10 protein-coding genes are annotated in these 17,891 nt (G+C 59.2%); 8 read left to right on the top strand and 2 right to left on the bottom strand.

Annotated features, from left to right (window positions below):
- Positions 1-70: 70 nt before the first annotated feature.
- Positions 71-712 carry a uridine kinase gene (gene udk, locus PYW49_RS14790; protein WP_033145985.1) on the bottom strand — a complete coding sequence of 214 codons (642 nt, stop codon included), beginning with the start codon at positions 710-712 and terminating at the stop codon, positions 71-73.
- Positions 713-1,055: 343 nt separating this feature from the next.
- Between udk and PYW49_RS14785 the strand changes: the two genes are divergently transcribed.
- Positions 1,056-4,385 carry a diguanylate cyclase gene (locus PYW49_RS14785; protein WP_320386830.1) on the top strand — a complete coding sequence of 1,110 codons (3,330 nt, stop codon included), beginning with the start codon at positions 1,056-1,058 and terminating at the stop codon, positions 4,383-4,385.
- On the opposite strand, the gene alkA is transcribed toward PYW49_RS14785, so the two are convergent.
- Positions 4,350-5,222 (bottom strand): DNA-3-methyladenine glycosylase 2, encoded by an 873-nt coding sequence (gene alkA, locus PYW49_RS14780; protein ID WP_320386829.1) that lies wholly within the window; start codon positions 5,220-5,222, stop codon positions 4,350-4,352. The two genes, PYW49_RS14785 and alkA, sit on opposite strands and share 36 nt — an antisense overlap.
- A 130-nt stretch (positions 5,223-5,352) precedes the next feature.
- Here alkA and yegD point away from each other — a divergent pair, with 130 nt between their 5' ends.
- From yegD to baeR, 7 genes are all read left to right on the top strand, one after another.
- Positions 5,353-6,705 carry a molecular chaperone gene (gene yegD / locus PYW49_RS14775; protein ID WP_320386828.1) on the top strand — a complete coding sequence of 451 codons (1,353 nt, stop codon included), beginning with the start codon at positions 5,353-5,355 and terminating at the stop codon, positions 6,703-6,705.
- 206 nt (positions 6,706-6,911) lie between these two features.
- Positions 6,912-8,114 carry an MdtA/MuxA family multidrug efflux RND transporter periplasmic adaptor subunit gene (locus PYW49_RS14770; RefSeq protein WP_320386827.1) on the top strand — a complete coding sequence of 401 codons (1,203 nt, stop codon included), beginning with the start codon at positions 6,912-6,914 and terminating at the stop codon, positions 8,112-8,114.
- Entirely contained in the window at positions 8,114-11,236 is a 3,123-nt protein-coding gene (locus PYW49_RS14765) for an MdtB/MuxB family multidrug efflux RND transporter permease subunit (protein WP_320386826.1), read from the top strand. The genes PYW49_RS14770 and PYW49_RS14765 overlap by 1 nt, the downstream gene beginning before the upstream one ends.
- Positions 11,237-14,314, top strand: a complete 3,078-nt coding sequence (mdtC, locus tag PYW49_RS14760; protein ID WP_320386825.1) for a multidrug efflux RND transporter permease subunit MdtC — start codon at positions 11,237-11,239, stop codon at positions 14,312-14,314.
- Entirely contained in the window at positions 14,315-15,730 is a 1,416-nt protein-coding gene (mdtD, locus tag PYW49_RS14755; protein WP_320386824.1) for an MFS transporter, read from the top strand. It begins immediately after the preceding gene.
- The gene (baeS, locus tag PYW49_RS14750) at positions 15,727-17,130 is read left to right on the top strand and encodes an envelope stress sensor histidine kinase BaeS (RefSeq protein ID WP_134347904.1); all 1,404 of its coding nucleotides are present in this window, start codon (positions 15,727-15,729) and stop codon (positions 17,128-17,130) included. Before mdtD ends, baeS begins: the two co-directional genes overlap by 4 nt.
- Complete coding sequence (gene baeR / locus PYW49_RS14745) at positions 17,127-17,849, top strand: envelope stress response regulator BaeR (RefSeq protein WP_047346507.1); 723 nt, start codon at positions 17,127-17,129, stop codon at positions 17,847-17,849. Before baeS ends, baeR begins: the two co-directional genes overlap by 4 nt.
- Positions 17,850-17,891 lie beyond the last annotated feature (42 nt).

The following is a 17,891-nucleotide window of genomic DNA, read 5'->3' as shown; positions in this document are numbered from 1 at the left end:
TCGTACCCTGAGGCGGTAAACGCTCAGGGTAAAACCAGGTTATCTCTGAACGGTACACAATTCACGCGGCTTATTCAAAAAACTGGCTGATTTTCGCTTTTAAGATATCAATCGCGATGCGGTTTTTGCCTCCGCGCGGCACAATGATATCGGCGTATTGTTTGGAAGGTTCAATAAATTGCAGGAACATCGGGCGGACTGTTTTCTGATATTGCGCCATAACGGAATCCATCGAACGGCCGCGTTCATTAACGTCACGCTTGATGCGGCGCATCAGGCAGATATCCAGCGGGGTATCGACGAAAATCGAGAAGTTCATGGATTCACGCAGACGGGCATCGGTCAGCAGCAGGATGCCTTCAAGGATAATGACCTTTTTCGGCTCAATGCGGATCGTTTCCCGGGTACGGGTATGTTCTACGTAACTGTAAACGGGCAGTTCAATCGCCTGGCCACTCTTAAGCGCTTCTAAATGCTGGAACAGCAAGCTGTGATCCATCGCATTCGGGTGGTCATAGTTGGTTTTGACGCGCTCTTCCATCGACAGATGGGATTGATCTTTGTAATAGCTGTCTTCGGGAATGACGCCGATATGCTCATCACCTACTTGTTCACGCAGTTCGCGATAAAGCGTACTGGCAATTAGACTTTTACCTGAAGCCGATGCGCCGGCGATGCCTATAATGACGCACTGATGAGACTTATCAGTCATAAATTTAGCGACCTGATTAACCTGGATGTTAAGGAAGGACGACGCCGGAGCGTCAAACGCGGCAATTATAGGGATTTCGCGGGCGTGATACCAGTCGAATGCGCAGGTTCTGCGAGACTGCCCGAAAAGTGACGCGTTACTCCCTGAGTGAAATTTAAATGAACGTTTTTTCAGCGTTTAACCCGTTTTTTTCACGGAGTAACTATTTAATAAGGCTATGGTGTCAAATTCTGAGCAGTCGCCATATGAATTGTAAATTGTTTGTACTAGCATAAACCAAATTATCAAATTCACGCGTTTGGACATCTTTCCTGCCGGCATGGCGTTTCTGGATAAAGCGGTAATGAATAAACAATACCAGCGGGTTTTGGTTACCACCCCACATCCTTTATTACGACTCGTCTGTCTGGGCCTGGTCACCTTTATCTTTACTTTATTTTCGCTGGAGCTCACCCGTTTCGGCACGCTGCTGGCCCCGCTCTGGTTTCCCACCGCCATTATGATGGTGGCGTTTTACCGCCATGCCGGAAAAATGTGGCCGGGCATTGCCCTGGCCTGCTCGTTCGGCAATATTCTGGCCTCGTGGATGCTGTTTTCATGGGGGTCGATAAGCCTCATCTTCCCCTCAATTAACGTGATTGAGGCCGTCATCGGCGCGTTGCTCCTGCGTAAATTACTCCCGTGGTACAACCCGCTGCAGAATCTGAATGACTGGATCCGCGTGGCCATCGGCAGCGCCCTGATGCCGCCGCTGGTGGGCGGCGTTCTGGTATCTCTGCTGGCACCCGGCACTGAGCCACTGCGTAATTTCTTCGTTTGGGTATTGTCAGAGGCCATTGGCGCGCTGGCGCTGGTGCCACTGGGACTGTTGTTTAAACCGCATTATCTGCTGCGCCACCGTGACCCGAGATTGCTGCTGGAAACGCTGACCACGCTGGCCGTGACGTTAGCCCTCAGTTGGGCAGCCATCACCTGGCTGCCGTGGCCCTTTACCTGCGTTATCGTTCTGCTGATGTGGAGCGCGGTGCGCTTGCCGCGAATGGAAGCGTTCATGGTGTTTCTGGTCACAGTGATGGTCGTGTCGCTGATGATTGCCCGGAACCCGGTGGCGCTGACAACCCAGCACGCCGGGGCGATGCTGAACGCACCGTGGCTGCCGTTCCTGATGCTGCTCCTGCCAGCCAACGTAATGACCATGGTGATGTACGCCTTCCGCGCCGAACGCAAGCACATCACCGAAAGCGAGGAGCGTTTTCGTAATGCGATGGAGTATTCCGCCATCGGTATGGCGCTGGTCAGCATTGAGGGCAAATGGCTTCAGGCCAACAAGGCGCTGTGCAATTTTCTCGGTTACAGCCAGACGGAGCTTCAGGCACTGACCTTTCAGCAGCTCACCTGGCCGGAAGATCTCCATACCGACCTGGAGCAACTGGAACAGCTGGTCAATGGCGAAATCAACACCTACACCCTCGAGAAGCGCTATTACACCCGTAATGGGGAAGTGGTCTGGGCGCTCCTTGCTGTCTCCGTCGTGCGTCATGCCGACGGCTCACCGCTCTATTTTATCGCCCAGATTGAAGATATTAACGACCTGAAGCAGACCGAGTGGGTCAACAAACGCCTGATGGAGCGCATTACGCTTGCTAACGAAGCGGGCGGGATCGGCATCTGGGAGTGGGATCTGGAGCCAGACATTATTAGCTGGGATAAGCGGATGTTTGAGCTGTATGAAATTCCGCCGCACATCAAGCCCACCTGGCAGCTCTGGCATGAAACGATGCTGCCCGAGGATCGCGCCCACGCTGAGCAGGTCCTGCGGGACTCACTGATTTCCCGTCTGCCGTTTAAGCTGGAATTCCGCATCCGCGTGAAGGAAGGCGTGCGCCATATTCGCTCCCTGGCGAACCGGGTGCTGAATAAGCAGGGTGAAGTTGAACGGCTGCTCGGTATCAACATGGACATGACCGAGGTGAAGCAGCTCAACGAGGCCCTCTTCCAGGAAAAAGAGCGTCTTCACATTACCCTTGATTCCATCGGTGAAGCGGTACTGTGTACCGATATCAACATGAATGTCACCTTTATGAACCCGGTCGCTGAGAAAATGAGCGGCTGGTTGCAGACCGAGGCTATTGGCCAGCCGGTCCTGACGGTGTTACACATCACCTTTGGTGAAAAAGGGCCGCTGATGGAGAATATCCACAGCGGCGACATGTCCCGTTCCGATATCGATCAGGACGTCGTGCTGAACTGCCGCACTGGCGGAAACTTCGATATTCATTACAGTATTACACCGCTCAGCACGCTGGATGGGCAGAGTATTGGCTCTGTTATCGTGATTCAGGACGTGACCGAGTCGCGCAAAATGCTGCGCCAGCTGAGCTACAGCGCCTCCCACGATGCCCTGACCCACCTCGCCAACCGGGTCAGCTTCGAAAACCATCTCAAACGGCTCCTGCAGACCGTTCGCGAAACGCGCCAGCGTCACGCCCTGGTCTTTATCGACCTCGATCGCTTTAAAGCCGTCAACGATACGGCAGGCCATGCCGCCGGTGATGCGCTGCTGCGGGAACTCTCTTCCTTAATGCTGACCATGCTTCGCTCCAGCGACGTGCTGGCGCGCCTGGGCGGCGACGAGTTCGGGTTACTGTTACCGGACTGCAATATTGAAAGCGCACGCTATATCGCCGGTCGCCTGATCCAGACGATCAATGAGTATCACTTTATATGGGAAGGCCGTCTGCACCGGATCGGCGCCAGCGCAGGTATCACGCTGATTGATGAAAATAACCATCAGGCGTCGGAGGTCATGTCGCAGGCGGACATTGCCTGTTACGCCTCGAAAAACAGCGGACGTGGCATGGTGACGGTTTACGAACCCCAGCAGGAGCGGGATCACAACACGCGCAGCATGATGTCGCTTGATGAACAGTGGCACATGATTAAAGACAATCACCTGATGATGATTGCCCGCAGCGTCGCCTCCCCGCGCATCCCGGAAAGCAGCAATTTCTGGCTGATTTCGTTACGCCTGTGGACCAGTCAGGGCGAAGTCCAGGAAGAGCACGCTTTCCGCTCGGGCCTGGCGGAGCCTGAGCTTTTGCACGCGCTCGACAGACGTATCTTTAGTGAGTTTTTCCGCGCCTCTGCGGCACAGATTGCCAGTAAAGGTATGGGTGTCGCTCTTCCGCTTTCTGAGGCCGGTTTAGCCAGCGTGACGCTGGTCGATGAACTTCTCGATCTGCTGGATAAAAGCCCGATGCCGGGCCGTCTCCTGCATCTGGTTATCTCAGCCGACGTGGTGTGCAACCCGGATAAGAACCTGCAGCGGGGTCTGCAAAAGCTTCGCCAGGCGGGCTGCCGCGTGATCTTCAGCCAGGTGGGGCGCGACATGAACGTCTTTACCCACCTGAGCGCGAATATGGCCGACTATCTGTTGCTGGATGCGGAAGTGGTAACCAACGTTTATGGCAATCTGATGGATGAAATGATGGTCACTATCGTTCAGGGCCATGCCCAGCGTCTGGGCATGAAGACCATAGCCGGCCCCTGTAACCAGCCCATCATGATGGATACGCTCTCCGGCATCGGCATTGATTTTATCTTTGGCGACACCATCGCCGAGCCGCAGCCGCTGGATCTACTTCTTAATACCAGCTATTTCGCCATCAACTGACGGCGACCAGCCGTCGGTATACCAGATGTGCAGCAGCGCGTAAGAGCGCCACGGCTGCCAGCGCTCGGCGTAGCGACGAATTTGCGCCGGCGTCATCCCGGCGAAGCGCTGCTTAACCAGGTAATCATCCGGCAGAAACACATCTTTCGCCTGCCAGCCTCGCAGGGCCAGGTAGTTTGCCGTCCAGCGGCCAATTCCCGGCCGCTGTTGTAACGCCTTCATCCCCTCCTCAATATTCGCGGGCGGAAAAAGCGGAAACGTCCCCTCGATGACCGACTGCGCCAGATGAATCAATGACTCTGCGCGCTTTACCGGCATGCCCAGCGCTTTCAACGCCAGCGGGTCTGCGGCCGCCAGCGCCTGCGGCGTGGGGAAAAAGAGATAGCCGGGACAATCCGCTACGGGTTCACCGCACAGCGCCACCACCCGTGACGCCAGCTTCGCCGCCATCGCCACGCTCACCAGTTGCCCAAGAATCGCCCGGACGCCCTGCTCGTACGCATCCATCGCCCCCGGCAAACGCAAGCCCGGCCGGGCCGCGCCGAGATCGCCCAGCGTATCCGCGATGTGCTGCGGGTTGCAGGCCAGATCGAACAGGCGTTCTATGCGCTTAAGACACGTCTGCGCAACCGGGATTAACCCCGGACTGAGCGTCACGCTCAGCGTACGGGTGGCAATATCCGGCGTAACGCGAAAGATACCCTGATGTCCTTCGCAGGCAAAACTGCGCTCATAGTAGTCGCTCGTGACGGTTTCAATGCCCGTCACCGCACGCGCGCCAAGAAAGCCAAACATCCACTGCCAGTCGTAAGGGGGAAGCCAGGTCAGGGTATACATCGTTGCTCCTTTTGGGTTCTCCACAGCATAAACGGAAAGGTCCTGTTTCGCCTTGCTTTCATATTCCTGTTGTCGCCATGAAGACATTTCGTTAAAGTCTCGCCCCTTCTCACTGGCATGGGGATTCATCGTGTTTATTGGATTCGACTACGGTACGGCAAACTGCTCGGTTGCGATTATGCAAAACGGACAGCCACAGCTCCTGAAAATGGAAAAAGAGAGCACGCTGCTGCCGTCAATGCTCTGCGCACCCACCCGCGAAGCGGTCAGCGAATGGCTGTTCCGCCACTATCAGGTTCCGGCCACGGCGGCGGAGACCCAGGCGCTACTGCGCCGGGCAGTCAGCTTTAACCGCGAGGAAGACATCGACGTTTCGCCGTCCAGCGTGCAGTTCGGCCTCTCTTCGCTCGGGCACTACATTGAAGATCCTGAAGAGGTCTACTTCGTTAAGTCGCCAAAATCCTTCCTCGGCGCCAGCGGCCTGAAGTCGCAGCAGGTGGCGATGTTTGAAGATCTGGTTTGCGCGATGATGCTGCACATCCGCAATCAGGCGCAGACGCAGGTCCCAGAGGCGATTACCCAGGCGGTAATTGGCCGTCCGATCAACTTCCAGGGGCTGGGGGGCGATGAGGCCAACCAGCAGGCGCAGGGGATCCTGGAGCGCGCGGCGCACCGCGCAGGCTTCCGCGACGTGGTATTCCAGTACGAGCCGGTTGCGGCGGGGCTTGACTTTGAAGCCACGCTGTCGGAAGAGAAGCGCGTGCTGGTGGTCGACATCGGCGGGGGCACCACAGACTGCTCGCTGCTGCTGATGGGGCCGCAGTGGCATAACCGTCGCGACCGCGAAAACAGCCTGCTGGGGCACAGCGGCTGCCGCGTAGGCGGTAACGATCTCGATATCGCGCTGGCCTTTAAGAGCCTGATGCCGCTGCTGGGCATGGGCGGGCAAACGGAAAAAGGGATCGCTCTGCCGATCCTGCCATGGTGGAACGCCATCGCCATCAACGACGTGCCTGCACAAAGTGATTTTTACAGCACCGCTAACGGCCGCTTCCTTAACGATCTGGTGCGCGACGCGCAGGACGCCGATAAGGTCGCCCTGCTGTATAAAGTGTGGCGTCAGCGCCTGAGCTATCGCGTGGTGCGTACTGCGGAAGAGAGCAAAATCGCCCTCTCGGATCGTCCTGAGCACGCGGTCTCGCTGCCGTTTATCAGCGACGATCTGGCCACCGCGATTTCACAGGAGGGGCTGGAGACGGCGCTCGCGCAGCCGCTGCAGCGCATTCTGGAACAGGTGCAGCTGGCGCTGGAGAACGGCAAAGAGAAGCCTGACGTGATTTACCTGACCGGGGGTAGCGCCCGTTCACCGCTGATCAAGAAAGCGCTGGCGGAACAGCTGCCGGGTATCCCGATTGCCGGTGGGGATGACTTTGGTTCCGTCACGGCGGGCCTGGCGCGCTGGGCACAGGTGATGTTTAGCTAATGTCGTTGCACCGGGCGGCGGCTTCGCCTTACCCGGGCTACAAAACCCTCGAGTGTAGGCCGGGTAAGCGAAGCGTCACCCGGCTAAAAAGAGCACCACACTCAGACCATTCCTGACAGTCTTCCATATTTCCTCCATTTTTCCGCTGTGTTGCCTGACTAAACTAGTATCATTCCCCGAAGTATTCAGGATGAGAACGTATAACGATGAAAGGCAATCATAAATCCCGCTGGGCAATCGCCGCTGGCATCATTGTGGTGGTCCTTGCCGCCGCCTGGTACTGGCACAGTCAATCCGCGAATTCCGCAGCACCCGCCGGTGCCACCGGCCAGCCACAGCGCCCGGCAGGCGGTGGGCGTCACGGTATGCGTGGCGGCGCGCTGGCGCCGGTCCAGGCGGCGACGGCGGTCAATAAAGCCGTTCCTCGCTACCTCACCGGTCTCGGAACCATTACCGCCGCCAACACCGTGACGGTGCGCAGCCGCGTTGACGGCCAGCTGATGGCTATTCACTTCCAGGAAGGTCAGCAGGTCAAAGCGGGCGATCTGCTGGCAGAAATCGACCCCAGCCAGTTTAAGGTCGCCCTCGCCCAGGCGCAGGGACAGCTAGCGAAAGACAAAGCCACGCTCGCCAATGCCCGGCGCGATTTAGCGCGCTACCAGCAGCTGGTGAAAACCAACCTCGTTTCTCGTCAGGAGCTGGACACCCAACAGTCGCTGGTCAGCGAAACGCAGGGCACCATCAAAGCTGACGAAGCCGCCGTGGCCAGCGCCCAGCTGCAGCTGGACTGGAGCCGCATCACCGCGCCGATTGACGGGCGCGTCGGCCTGAAGCAGGTCGATATCGGCAACCAGATCTCGAGCGGTGATACCACGGGCATCGTGGTGATCACCCAGACCCACCCGATTGATTTAGTCTTTACCCTGCCGGAAAGCGACATTGCAACGGTGGTACAGGCGCAAAAAGCCGCTAAAGGTCTGGTGGTGGAAGCCTGGGACCGCACCAACAAGCAGAAACTGAGCGAAGGTTCCTTGCTCAGTCTGGATAACCAGATCGACACCACCACCGGCACCATCAAGCTGAAAGCGCGCTTTAATAACCAGGACGATGCCCTGTTCCCGAACCAGTTCGTCAACGCGCGAATGCTGGTCGCTACCGAAGAAAACGCGGTGGTGATCCCCACCGCCGCGCTGCAGATGGGTAACGAAGGCAACTTCGTCTGGGTGCTGAACAGCGACAATAAAGTCAGCAAGCATCTGGTGAAAACCGGGATTCAGGACAGCCAGACGGTGGTGATCGCCGCAGGCCTTTCCGCAGGCGACCGCGTGGTCACCGACGGCATTGACCGTCTGACCGAAGGGGCCAAAGTAGAAGTGGTGGAACCGGCGAAACAGGGAGCGACCTCCTGATGCAGGTGCTGCCGCCAGGCTCTACAGGTGGGCCGTCACGCCTGTTTATTCTCCGCCCTGTCGCCACCACGCTGCTGATGGTGGCGATCCTGCTCGCCGGGATTATCGGCTATCGCTTCCTGCCCGTATCGGCGCTGCCTGAGGTAGATTATCCAACCATTCAGGTGGTAACGCTCTATCCCGGCGCCAGCCCGGATGTGGTGACGTCCGCCATCACCGCCCCGCTGGAGCGCCAGTTCGGCCAGATGTCGGGGCTAAAACAGATGTCCTCCCAGAGTTCCGGCGGGGCATCCGTCGTGACGCTGCAGTTCCAGCTTACGCTGTCGCTGGATGTCGCCGAGCAGGAAGTTCAGGCCGCGATTAACGCCGCCACCAACCTGCTGCCGTCAGACCTGCCTAACCCGCCGGTCTACAGCAAAGTGAACCCGGCGGATCCGCCGATCATGACGCTTGCCGTCACCTCCTCCGCCATGCCGATGACCCAGGTCGAAGACATGGTCGAAACGCGCGTGGCGCAGAAGATTTCTCAGGTCTCCGGCGTCGGGCTCGTCACGCTGGCGGGCGGACAACGCCCCGCCGTTCGCGTCAAGCTTAACGCGCAGGCGATTGCCGCGCTGGGTCTGACCAGCGAAACCATCCGCAGCGCCATCAGCAATGCCAACGTCAACTCGGCGAAAGGTTCGCTGGACGGCCCAACCCGCGCGGTCACACTCTCCGCCAACGACCAGATGCAGTCCGCCGATGAATACCGTCAGCTGATTATTGCGTACCAGAACGGTGCCCCGGTGCGTCTGGGCGATGTGGCGACCGTAGAGCAAGGCGCGGAAAACAGCTGGCTGGGGGCCTGGGCCAACAAACAGCAGGCGATCGTGATGAACGTGCAGCGCCAGCCGGGCGCCAACATTATCGAAACCGCCGACAGCATTCGCAGCATGCTGCCGCAGCTGATTGAAAGCCTGCCGAAATCGGTCAGCGTGAAGGTGCTTTCCGACCGCACCACTAACATTCGCGCGTCGGTCACCGACACCCAGTTTGAGCTGATGCTGGCGATTGCGCTGGTGGTCATGATCATTTACCTGTTCCTGCGCAACGTTCCGGCAACCATTATTCCCGCCGTCGCCGTACCGCTCTCGCTGGTGGGGACGTTTGCCGTGATGGTGTTCCTCGATTTCTCGATCAACAACCTGACGCTGATGGCGCTCACCATCGCCACCGGGTTCGTGGTGGATGATGCCATCGTCGTTATTGAGAACATCTCGCGCTATATCGAGAAAGGCGAAAAACCGCTGGCGGCTGCGCTGAAAGGCGCTGGCGAGATCGGCTTTACCATTATCTCGCTGACCTTCTCGCTGATTGCGGTACTGATCCCGCTGCTGTTTATGGGTGATATCGTCGGGCGTCTGTTCCGCGAGTTTGCCGTGACGCTGGCCGTCGCCATTTTGATCTCCGCCGTGGTATCACTGACCCTGACGCCGATGATGTGCGCCCGCATGCTGAGCCATGAATCCCTGCGCAAGCAAAACCGTTTCTCCCGTGCCTCCGAGAGAATGTTCGAACGCATTATTGCGGCGTATGGCCGGGTGCTGGCGAAAGTCCTCAACCACCCGTGGGCGACGCTCGGCGTGGCGCTCGGCACGCTGGCACTCAGCGTCATGCTGTGGATTTTTATCCCGAAAGGCTTCTTCCCGATCCAGGACAACGGCATTATTCAGGGCACGCTTCAGGCCCCGCAGTCGGTCTCCTTCGCCAATATGGCGCAGCGCCAGCAGCAGGTATCTGAGATAATAATGAAAGATCCGGCGGTGGAAAGCCTGACCTCCTACGTGGGTGTGGATGGCACCAACCCGTCGCTGAACAGCGCGCGTCTGCAGATTAACCTCAAGTCGCTGGATGAGCGCGACGATCGCGTCAACGCCGTGATTGAACGTCTGCAAAGCGCCGTCGCGCGCGTGCCGGGCGTTGAGCTTTACCTGCAGCCGATTCAGGATTTGACCATTGATACCCAGGTCAGCCGCACGCAATATCAGTTCACGCTGCAGGCCACGTCGCTTGATGCACTCAGCACCTGGGTACCGCAGCTGGTGGATAAGCTCAAAACCCTGCCGCAGCTCTCCGACGTCAGCAGCGACTGGCAGGACAAAGGGCTGGCGGCGTATGTGAACGTCAACCGCGACGCCGCCAGCCGTCTTGGCATTACCATGGCGGACGTGGATAACGCTCTGTATAACGCGTTCGGGCAGCGTTTAATCTCCACCATCTACACCCAGGCGAACCAGTATCGCGTGGTGCTGGAGCACAATACCGAGAACACGCCCGGCCTGGCGGGGTTGGACTCGGTGCGCCTGACCAGCAAAGACGGCGGTATTGTGCCGCTGAGCGCCATCGCGACGGTGGAAGAGCGTTATACCCCGCTGTCGATTAACCATCTGGATCAGTTCCCGTCCACCACCATCTCCTTCAACGTGCCGGACAATTATTCTCTCGGCGAAGCGGTGGAGGCCATTCAGGCGGCTGAAAAAGCGGTAAGCTTCCCGTCCGATATTCAGACCCAGTTTCAGGGCAGCACGCTGGCGTTTCAGGCCGCGCTGGGCAACACCATCTGGCTGATTGTCGCTGCCGTGGTCGCGATGTACATCGTGCTCGGCGTACTGTACGAAAGCTTTATCCACCCGATCACTATCCTTTCCACCCTGCCGACGGCGGGCGTGGGGGCGCTGCTGGCGTTAATGCTGGCGGGCAGCGAGCTGGACGTGATTGCCATTATCGGCATCATCCTGCTTATCGGGATCGTGAAGAAAAACGCCATCATGATGATCGACTTCGCCCTGGCCGCCGAGCGCGAGCAGGGCATGTCGCCGCGCGATGCCATCTTCCAGGCCTGCCTGCTGCGTTTTCGTCCGATCCTGATGACCACGCTGGCGGCCCTGCTGGGCGCGCTGCCGCTGATGCTCAGCATGGGCGTCGGCGCGGAGCTGCGTCGTCCGCTGGGTATCGGCATGGTCGGCGGTCTGCTGGTGAGCCAGGTGCTGACGCTGTTCACCACGCCGGTGATTTATCTGCTGTTTGACCGCCTGGCGCTGTGGGCCAAAAGCCGTTTCCCAAAACGTGAAGAGGAGGCATAAGTGAAGTTTTTCGCCCTCTTCATTTATCGCCCTGTGGCGACGATTTTAATCTCGCTCGCCATTACCCTCTGCGGCGTGCTGGGCTTCCGGCTGCTGCCGGTAGCGCCCCTGCCGCAGGTGGATTTCCCGGTGATCATGGTCAGCGCCTCGCTGCCGGGTGCGTCACCGGAAACCATGGCCTCGTCCGTTGCCACGCCGCTGGAGCGTTCGCTCGGGCGGATTGCGGGGGTCAACGAGATGACCTCCAGCAGCTCGCTCGGCAGCACGCGCATCATTCTGGAGTTCAGCTTCGACCGGGATATTAACGGCGCGGCGCGGGACGTGCAGGCCGCCATCAACGCCGCGCAAAGCCTGCTGCCGAGCGGCATGCCGAGCCGCCCGACCTATCGCAAGGCCAACCCGTCCGATGCGCCGATCATGATCCTGACGCTGACCTCGGACACCTACTCGCAGGGTCAACTGTACGACTTTGCATCGACCCAGCTGGCGCAGACCATCTCACAAATTAACGGCGTCGGTGACGTGAGCGTTGGCGGGAGCTCCCTGCCCGCCGTGCGCGTGGGGTTAAACCCCCAGGCGCTGTTCAACCAGGGCGTGTCGCTGGATGATGTGCGCTCCGCCATTAGCAATGCCAACGTGCGCAAACCGCAGGGGGCGATTGAGGACAACAGCCATCGCTGGCAAATCCACACCAACGACGAGCTAAAAACTGCAGCGGAATATCAGCCGCTCATCATTCACTACAACAACGGCGCGGCGGTGCGCTTAAGCGACGTTGCCAGCGTCACCGACTCGGTGCAGGACGTGCGTAACGCCGGGATGACCAACGCCAAGCCGGCGATTTTGCTGATGATCCGCAAGCTGCCGGAAGCCAACATTATCGAGACGGTGAACAGCATTCGCGCCCGCCTCCCGGAGCTGCAGCAGACCATTCCGGCTGCGATCGATCTGCAAATTGCCCAGGATCGCTCCCCGACCATTCGGGCCTCGCTTGAAGAGGTGGAGCAAACGCTGATTATCTCCGTCGCGCTGGTGATCCTGGTGGTCTTCCTGTTTCTGCGATCCGGCCGCGCGACGCTTATTCCGGCGGTGGCCGTGCCTGTATCGCTAATCGGTACCTTTGCCGCCATGTATCTGTGCGGGTTTAGCCTCAACAACCTGTCGCTGATGGCCCTGACGATTGCGACGGGCTTCGTGGTGGATGATGCCATCGTGGTGCTGGAAAACATTTCCCGCCACCTGGAAGCGGGTGTGAAGCCGCTGCAGGCCGCGCTTCAGGGCACGCGCGAGGTGGGCTTTACGGTGCTCTCCATGAGCCTGTCGCTGGTGGCGGTGTTCCTGCCGCTGCTGCTGATGGGCGGACTGCCGGGCAGGCTGCTGCGGGAATTTGCCGTCACGCTGTCCGTCGCCATCGGCATTTCGCTGGTTATTTCCTTAACGCTCACGCCGATGATGTGCGGCTGGATGCTCAAGCGCAGCAAGCCGCACTCGCAGCCGCGCCGTAAAGGCTTTGGTCGTTTCCTGATGGCAATGCAGGAGGGTTACGGAAAATCGCTGAAGTGGGTGCTGAACCATACCCGGCTTGTCGGCCTGGTACTTATCGGCACCATCGTGCTCAACGTCTGGATGTATATTACCATCCCGAAAACCTTCTTCCCGGAGCAGGATACCGGCGTCCTGATGGGCGGCATTCAGGCGGACCAGAGCATTTCCTTCCAGGCGATGCGCGGCAAGCTGCAGGACTTTATGAAGATCATTCGTGAAGACAAAGCCGTGGATAACGTGACCGGCTTTACCGGCGGGTCACGCGTTAACAGCGGCATGATGTTTATTACCCTGAAACCGCGCGGCGAGCGCAACGAAACGGCGCAGCAGGTGATTGACCGCCTGCGGGTGAAGCTCGCCAAAGAGCCGGGCGCCAATCTGTTTTTGATGGCCGTTCAGGATATCCGCGTCGGCGGGCGACAGGCGAACGCCAGCTACCAGTACACGCTGCTTTCTGATGATTTAGCCGCCCTGCGCGAGTGGGAACCGAAGATCCGCAAGGCGCTGGCCGCCCTGCCGGAGCTGGCGGACGTGAACTCCGATCAGCAGGACAACGGCGCCGAAATGGCTCTGACGTACGACCGCGAAACCATGTCGCGGCTGGGCATTAACGTTGAAGCCGCCAACAGCCTGCTGAACAACGCCTTCGGCCAGCGCGAGATTTCCACCATTTATCAGCCGATGAACCAGTATAAGGTGGTGATGGAGGTTGATCCGCGCTATACCCAGGACATCAGCGCCCTGGACAAAATGTTTGTGATCAACAGCGACGGCAAGGCGATACCGCTCTCTTACTTTGCCAGCTGGCGGCCGGCCAACGCGCCGCTGTCGGTGAACCATCAGGGGCTGTCGGCGGCGTCGACCATCTCCTTCAACCTGCCCGCCGGTTCGTCACTTTCGGAGGCCAGCGACGCAATCAACCGAGCGATGACGCAGCTTGGCGTACCGTCCACCGTGCGCGGCAGCTTTGCCGGCACCGCGCAGGTGTTCCAGGAGACGATGAACTCGCAGGTGATTTTGATTCTGGCCGCCATTGCCACGGTCTATATTGTGCTTGGCATCCTGTATGAGAGCTACGTGCACCCGCTGACCATCCTCTCGACGCTGCCGTCGGCGGGCGTGGGGGCACTGCTGGCGCTGGAGCTGTTCGGCGCGCCGTTCAGCCTTATCGCGCTTATCGGGATCATGCTATTGATCGGCATTGTGAAGAAAAACGCCATCATGATGGTCGACTTCGCGCTGGACGCCCAGCGCAACGGCAACCTGTCGCCGGAAGAGGCGATCTTCCAGGCCTGCCTGCTGCGTTTTCGTCCGATCATGATGACCACCCTGGCGGCGCTGTTTGGCGCGCTGCCGCTGGTGATTTCGGGCGGTGACGGCTCTGAGCTGCGCCAGCCGCTGGGGATCACCATTGTCGGCGGCCTGGTGATGAGCCAGCTGCTGACGCTTTACACCACGCCGGTGATCTATCTGTTCTTTGACCGCCTGCGGCTGCGCTTTTCGCGTAAAAACAGAACCACGGTGACCGGGTAAATGACTGAGCTTCCCAGCAACGTTCGCTGGCAATTATGGATAGTCGCCTTCGGCTTTTTTATGCAGTCGCTGGATACGACCATCGTTAACACCGCCCTCCCCTCGATGGCGAAAAGCCTGGGGGAGAGCCCGCTGCATATGCACATGGTGATTGTCTCCTACGTGCTGACCGTGGCCGTGATGCTACCTGCCAGCGGCTGGCTGGCCGACAAGGTCGGCGTGCGTAACATCTTCTTCACCGCCATCGTGCTGTTTACCACCGGCTCGCTGTTTTGCGCCCAGGCCAATACCCTCGACCAGCTGGTGATGGCGCGCGTGCTGCAGGGCGTTGGCGGGGCGATGATGGTGCCCGTCGGGCGGTTAACGGTAATGAAGATTGTCCCGCGCGAGCAGTACATGGCGGCGATGACCTTTGTGACCCTGCCCGGCCAGGTGGGGCCGCTGCTGGGCCCGGCGCTGGGCGGGGTGCTGGTGGAGTACGCCTCCTGGCACTGGATTTTCTTAATTAACCTGCCGGTGGGCATCATCGGCGCGATTGCCACGCTGACCCTGATGCCAAACTACAAAATGCAGACGCGTCGCTTCGATCTCTTTGGCTTTATCCTGCTGGCGGCGGGGATGGCAACGCTCACCCTCGCGCTCGACGGGCAAAAAGGGCTGGGGATTTCGTCCCTGACGCTGGGTATCCTGGTCGCCCTCGGCCTCGCCGCCATTTTGTGGTACCTCTGGCACGCCAGAGGAAACGACAAGGCGCTGTTCAGCCTGAGTTTGTTTAACAACCCCACCTACCGTCTCGGCCTGTTCGGCAGCTTCGCCGGACGCGTCGGCAGCGGTATGCTGCCGTTTATGACGCCCGTGTTTCTGCAAATTGGCATGGGTTTTTCGCCGTTCCACGCGGGCCTGATGATGATCCCGATGGTATTGGGCAGCATGGGAATGAAGCGCATTGTAGTGCAGGTCGTCAACCGCTTTGGCTATCGACACGTGCTGGTGACCGCCACGCTGGGGCTGGCGCTGGTCAGCCTGCTGTTTATGGCCGTGGCGCTGATGGGCTGGTACTACATCCTGCCGCTGGTGCTGTTCTGCCAGGGGATTGTCAACTCCATGCGCTTCTCATCGATGAATACCCTGACGCTGAAAGACCTGCCGGATGAACTGGCGAGCAGCGGCAACAGCCTGCTGTCGATGGTTATGCAGCTCTCCATGAGCGTGGGCGTCACGATTGCCGGCCTGCTGCTCGGCATGTACGGTCAGCACCACCTCAGCGTCGACACGCCGGTGGCGCATCAGGTCTTTTTATATACCTATATCAGCATGGCGGTCATCATCGCCCTGCCCGCTTTCATCTTCGCCAGAGTGCCGGATGATACCAGCAAGAACGTCGTGATTAGGCGCGGCAAAAGGAGTGGATCATGAAATTCTGGCGTCCGGGCATTACCGGCAAGCTCTTTGTAGCGATATTTGCCACCTGTATCGTTCTGCTGGTTACCATGCACTGGGCGGTGCGGGTCAGCTTTGAGCGTGGTTTTATTGATTACATCAAGCACGGCAATGAGCAGCGCCTGCAGGGGCTGAGCGATGCGCTGGGTGAACAGTACGCCCAGCATGGCAACTGGCGTTTTCTGCGCAACAATGACCGGTTCATTTTCCAGATCCTGCGCTCGCTTGAGCACGATACCGGTGACGATCGTCCAGGACCGGGTATGCCGCCGCACGGCTGGCGCACCCAGTTCTGGGTGATCGACCAGGACATGCGCACGCTGGTTGGCCCGCGCGCGCCGATACCGCCGGACGGCACCCGCCGCGCGATCAAAGTCAACAACGCGACCGTCGGCTGGGTTATCGCCTCCCCGGTGGAGCGCCTGACGCGCAACACCGACATCAACTTTGACCGCCAGCAGCGCCGGACAAGCTGGCTGATTGTCGCCCTCTCCACCCTGCTCGCCGCGCTCGCCACCTTCCCGCTGGCACGCGGTCTGCTCGCGCCGGTAAAACGGCTGGTGGAAGGCACGCACAAGCTGGCCGCCGGGGATTTCACCACCCGCGTCGATACCCGCAGCCAGGACGAACTGGGCAAGCTGGCGCAGGACTTTAACCAGCTCGCCAGCACGCTGGAGAAGAACCAGCAGATGCGCCGCGACTTTATGGCCGATATCTCCCACGAGCTGCGCACGCCGCTGGCGGTGCTGCGCGGCGAGCTGGAGGCCATTCAGGACGGCGTGCGCCAGTTTACGCCCGAATCGGTGGCTTCCCTGCAGGCGGAAGTGGGCACGCTCACCAAGCTGGTGGACGATCTCCACCAGCTCTCTATGTCAGATGAAGGCGCGCTGGCTTACCAGAAGGCGCCCATCGACGTGATTAACGTGCTTGAGGTCGCCAGCGGCGCCTTCCGCGAGCGCTTCGCCAGCCGCAACCTGAAAATTGATCTCTCCCTGCCGGACAGCGCGGTGGTGTTTGGCGACAAAGACCGTCTGATGCAGCTTTTCAATAATCTGCTGGAAAACAGCCTGCGCTATACCGACAGCGGCGGCGCGCTGCACATCTCCGGCAAACAGGAAAACGGACGCTTTGCCCTCACCTTCGCGGATTCCGCCCCCGGCGTGCAGGATGCGCAGCTGGAAAAACTGTTTGAACGTTTTTACCGTACCGAAGGCTCCCGCAACCGCGCCAGCGGCGGTTCAGGGCTAGGGCTGGCGATTTGCGTTAACATCGTCGAGGCGCATAATGGCACCCTCCGCGCCGCCCATTCGCCTTTTGGCGGGGTTAGCATTACAGTAGAGTTACCTCTGGAACGGGATTTATCGAGAGAAGTATGACCGAGTTACCGATTGACGAAAACACACCGCGCATTTTGATTGTCGAAGACGAACCTAAGCTTGGACAGCTATTGATCGACTATTTACGCGCGGCCAGCTATGCCCCGTCACTGATAAGCCACGGCGACCAGGTGCTGCCCTACGTGCGCCAGACGCCGCCGGACCTGATCCTGCTGGATCTGATGCTGCCCGGTACCGATGGCCTGACCCTGTGCCGGGAAATTCGTCGCTTCTCCGACGTGCCGATTGTCATGGTCACCGCCAAAATCGAAGAGATTGACCGCCTGCTGGGGCTCGAAATTGGCGCAGATGATTACATCTGCAAACCTTACAGCCCGCGTGAGGTGGTCGCCCGCGTGAAAACCATTCTGCGCCGCTGTAAACCGCAGCGCGAGCTTCAGGTACTGGACGCGGAGAGCCCGCTGATCGTCGATGAAAGCCGTTTCCAGGCAAGCTGGCGCAGCAAGCTGCTGGATCTCACTCCCGCCGAGTTTCGCCTGCTTAAAACCCTCTCCCACGAGCCGGGGAAAGTGTTCTCGCGTGAGCAGTTGCTCAACCGCCTGTATGACGATTACCGCGTCGTGACCGACCGCACCATCGACAGCCATATCAAAAATCTGCGCCGCAAGCTGGAAGCGCTGGATGCCGAGCAGTCATTTATTCGCGCGGTGTATGGCGTGGGGTATCGATGGGAAGCGGATGCGTGCAGGATAGTGTGACGTTTCACCTCTGAAACCCGCCTCTGGCGGGTTTTTCTTTTC

Origin of the sequence: Enterobacter chinensis (assembly GCF_034008295.1) — a bacterium.
Classification (GTDB): domain Bacteria; phylum Pseudomonadota; class Gammaproteobacteria; order Enterobacterales; family Enterobacteriaceae; genus Enterobacter; species Enterobacter chinensis.
Note: the sequence above shows the minus strand (reverse complement) of the source record. Positions and strands in the feature narration are given on the sequence as shown.

Coding starts and splice junctions, on each gene's coding strand:
- baeS (WP_134347904.1), top strand. CDS start 15,727: ATGAAATTCTGGCGTCCGGGCATTACCGGCAAGCTCTTTGTAGCGATA.
- PYW49_RS14765 (WP_320386826.1), top strand. CDS start 8,114: ATGCAGGTGCTGCCGCCAGGCTCTACAGGTGGGCCGTCACGCCTGTTT.
- PYW49_RS14770 (WP_320386827.1), top strand. CDS start 6,912: ATGAAAGGCAATCATAAATCCCGCTGGGCAATCGCCGCTGGCATCATT.
- PYW49_RS14785 (WP_320386830.1), top strand. CDS start 1,056: ATGAATAAACAATACCAGCGGGTTTTGGTTACCACCCCACATCCTTTA.
- mdtD (WP_320386824.1), top strand. CDS start 14,315: ATGACTGAGCTTCCCAGCAACGTTCGCTGGCAATTATGGATAGTCGCC.
- udk (WP_033145985.1), bottom strand. CDS start 712: ATGACTGATAAGTCTCATCAGTGCGTCATTATAGGCATCGCCGGCGCA.
- alkA (WP_320386829.1), bottom strand. CDS start 5,222: ATGTATACCCTGACCTGGCTTCCCCCTTACGACTGGCAGTGGATGTTT.
- baeR (WP_047346507.1), top strand. CDS start 17,127: ATGACCGAGTTACCGATTGACGAAAACACACCGCGCATTTTGATTGTC.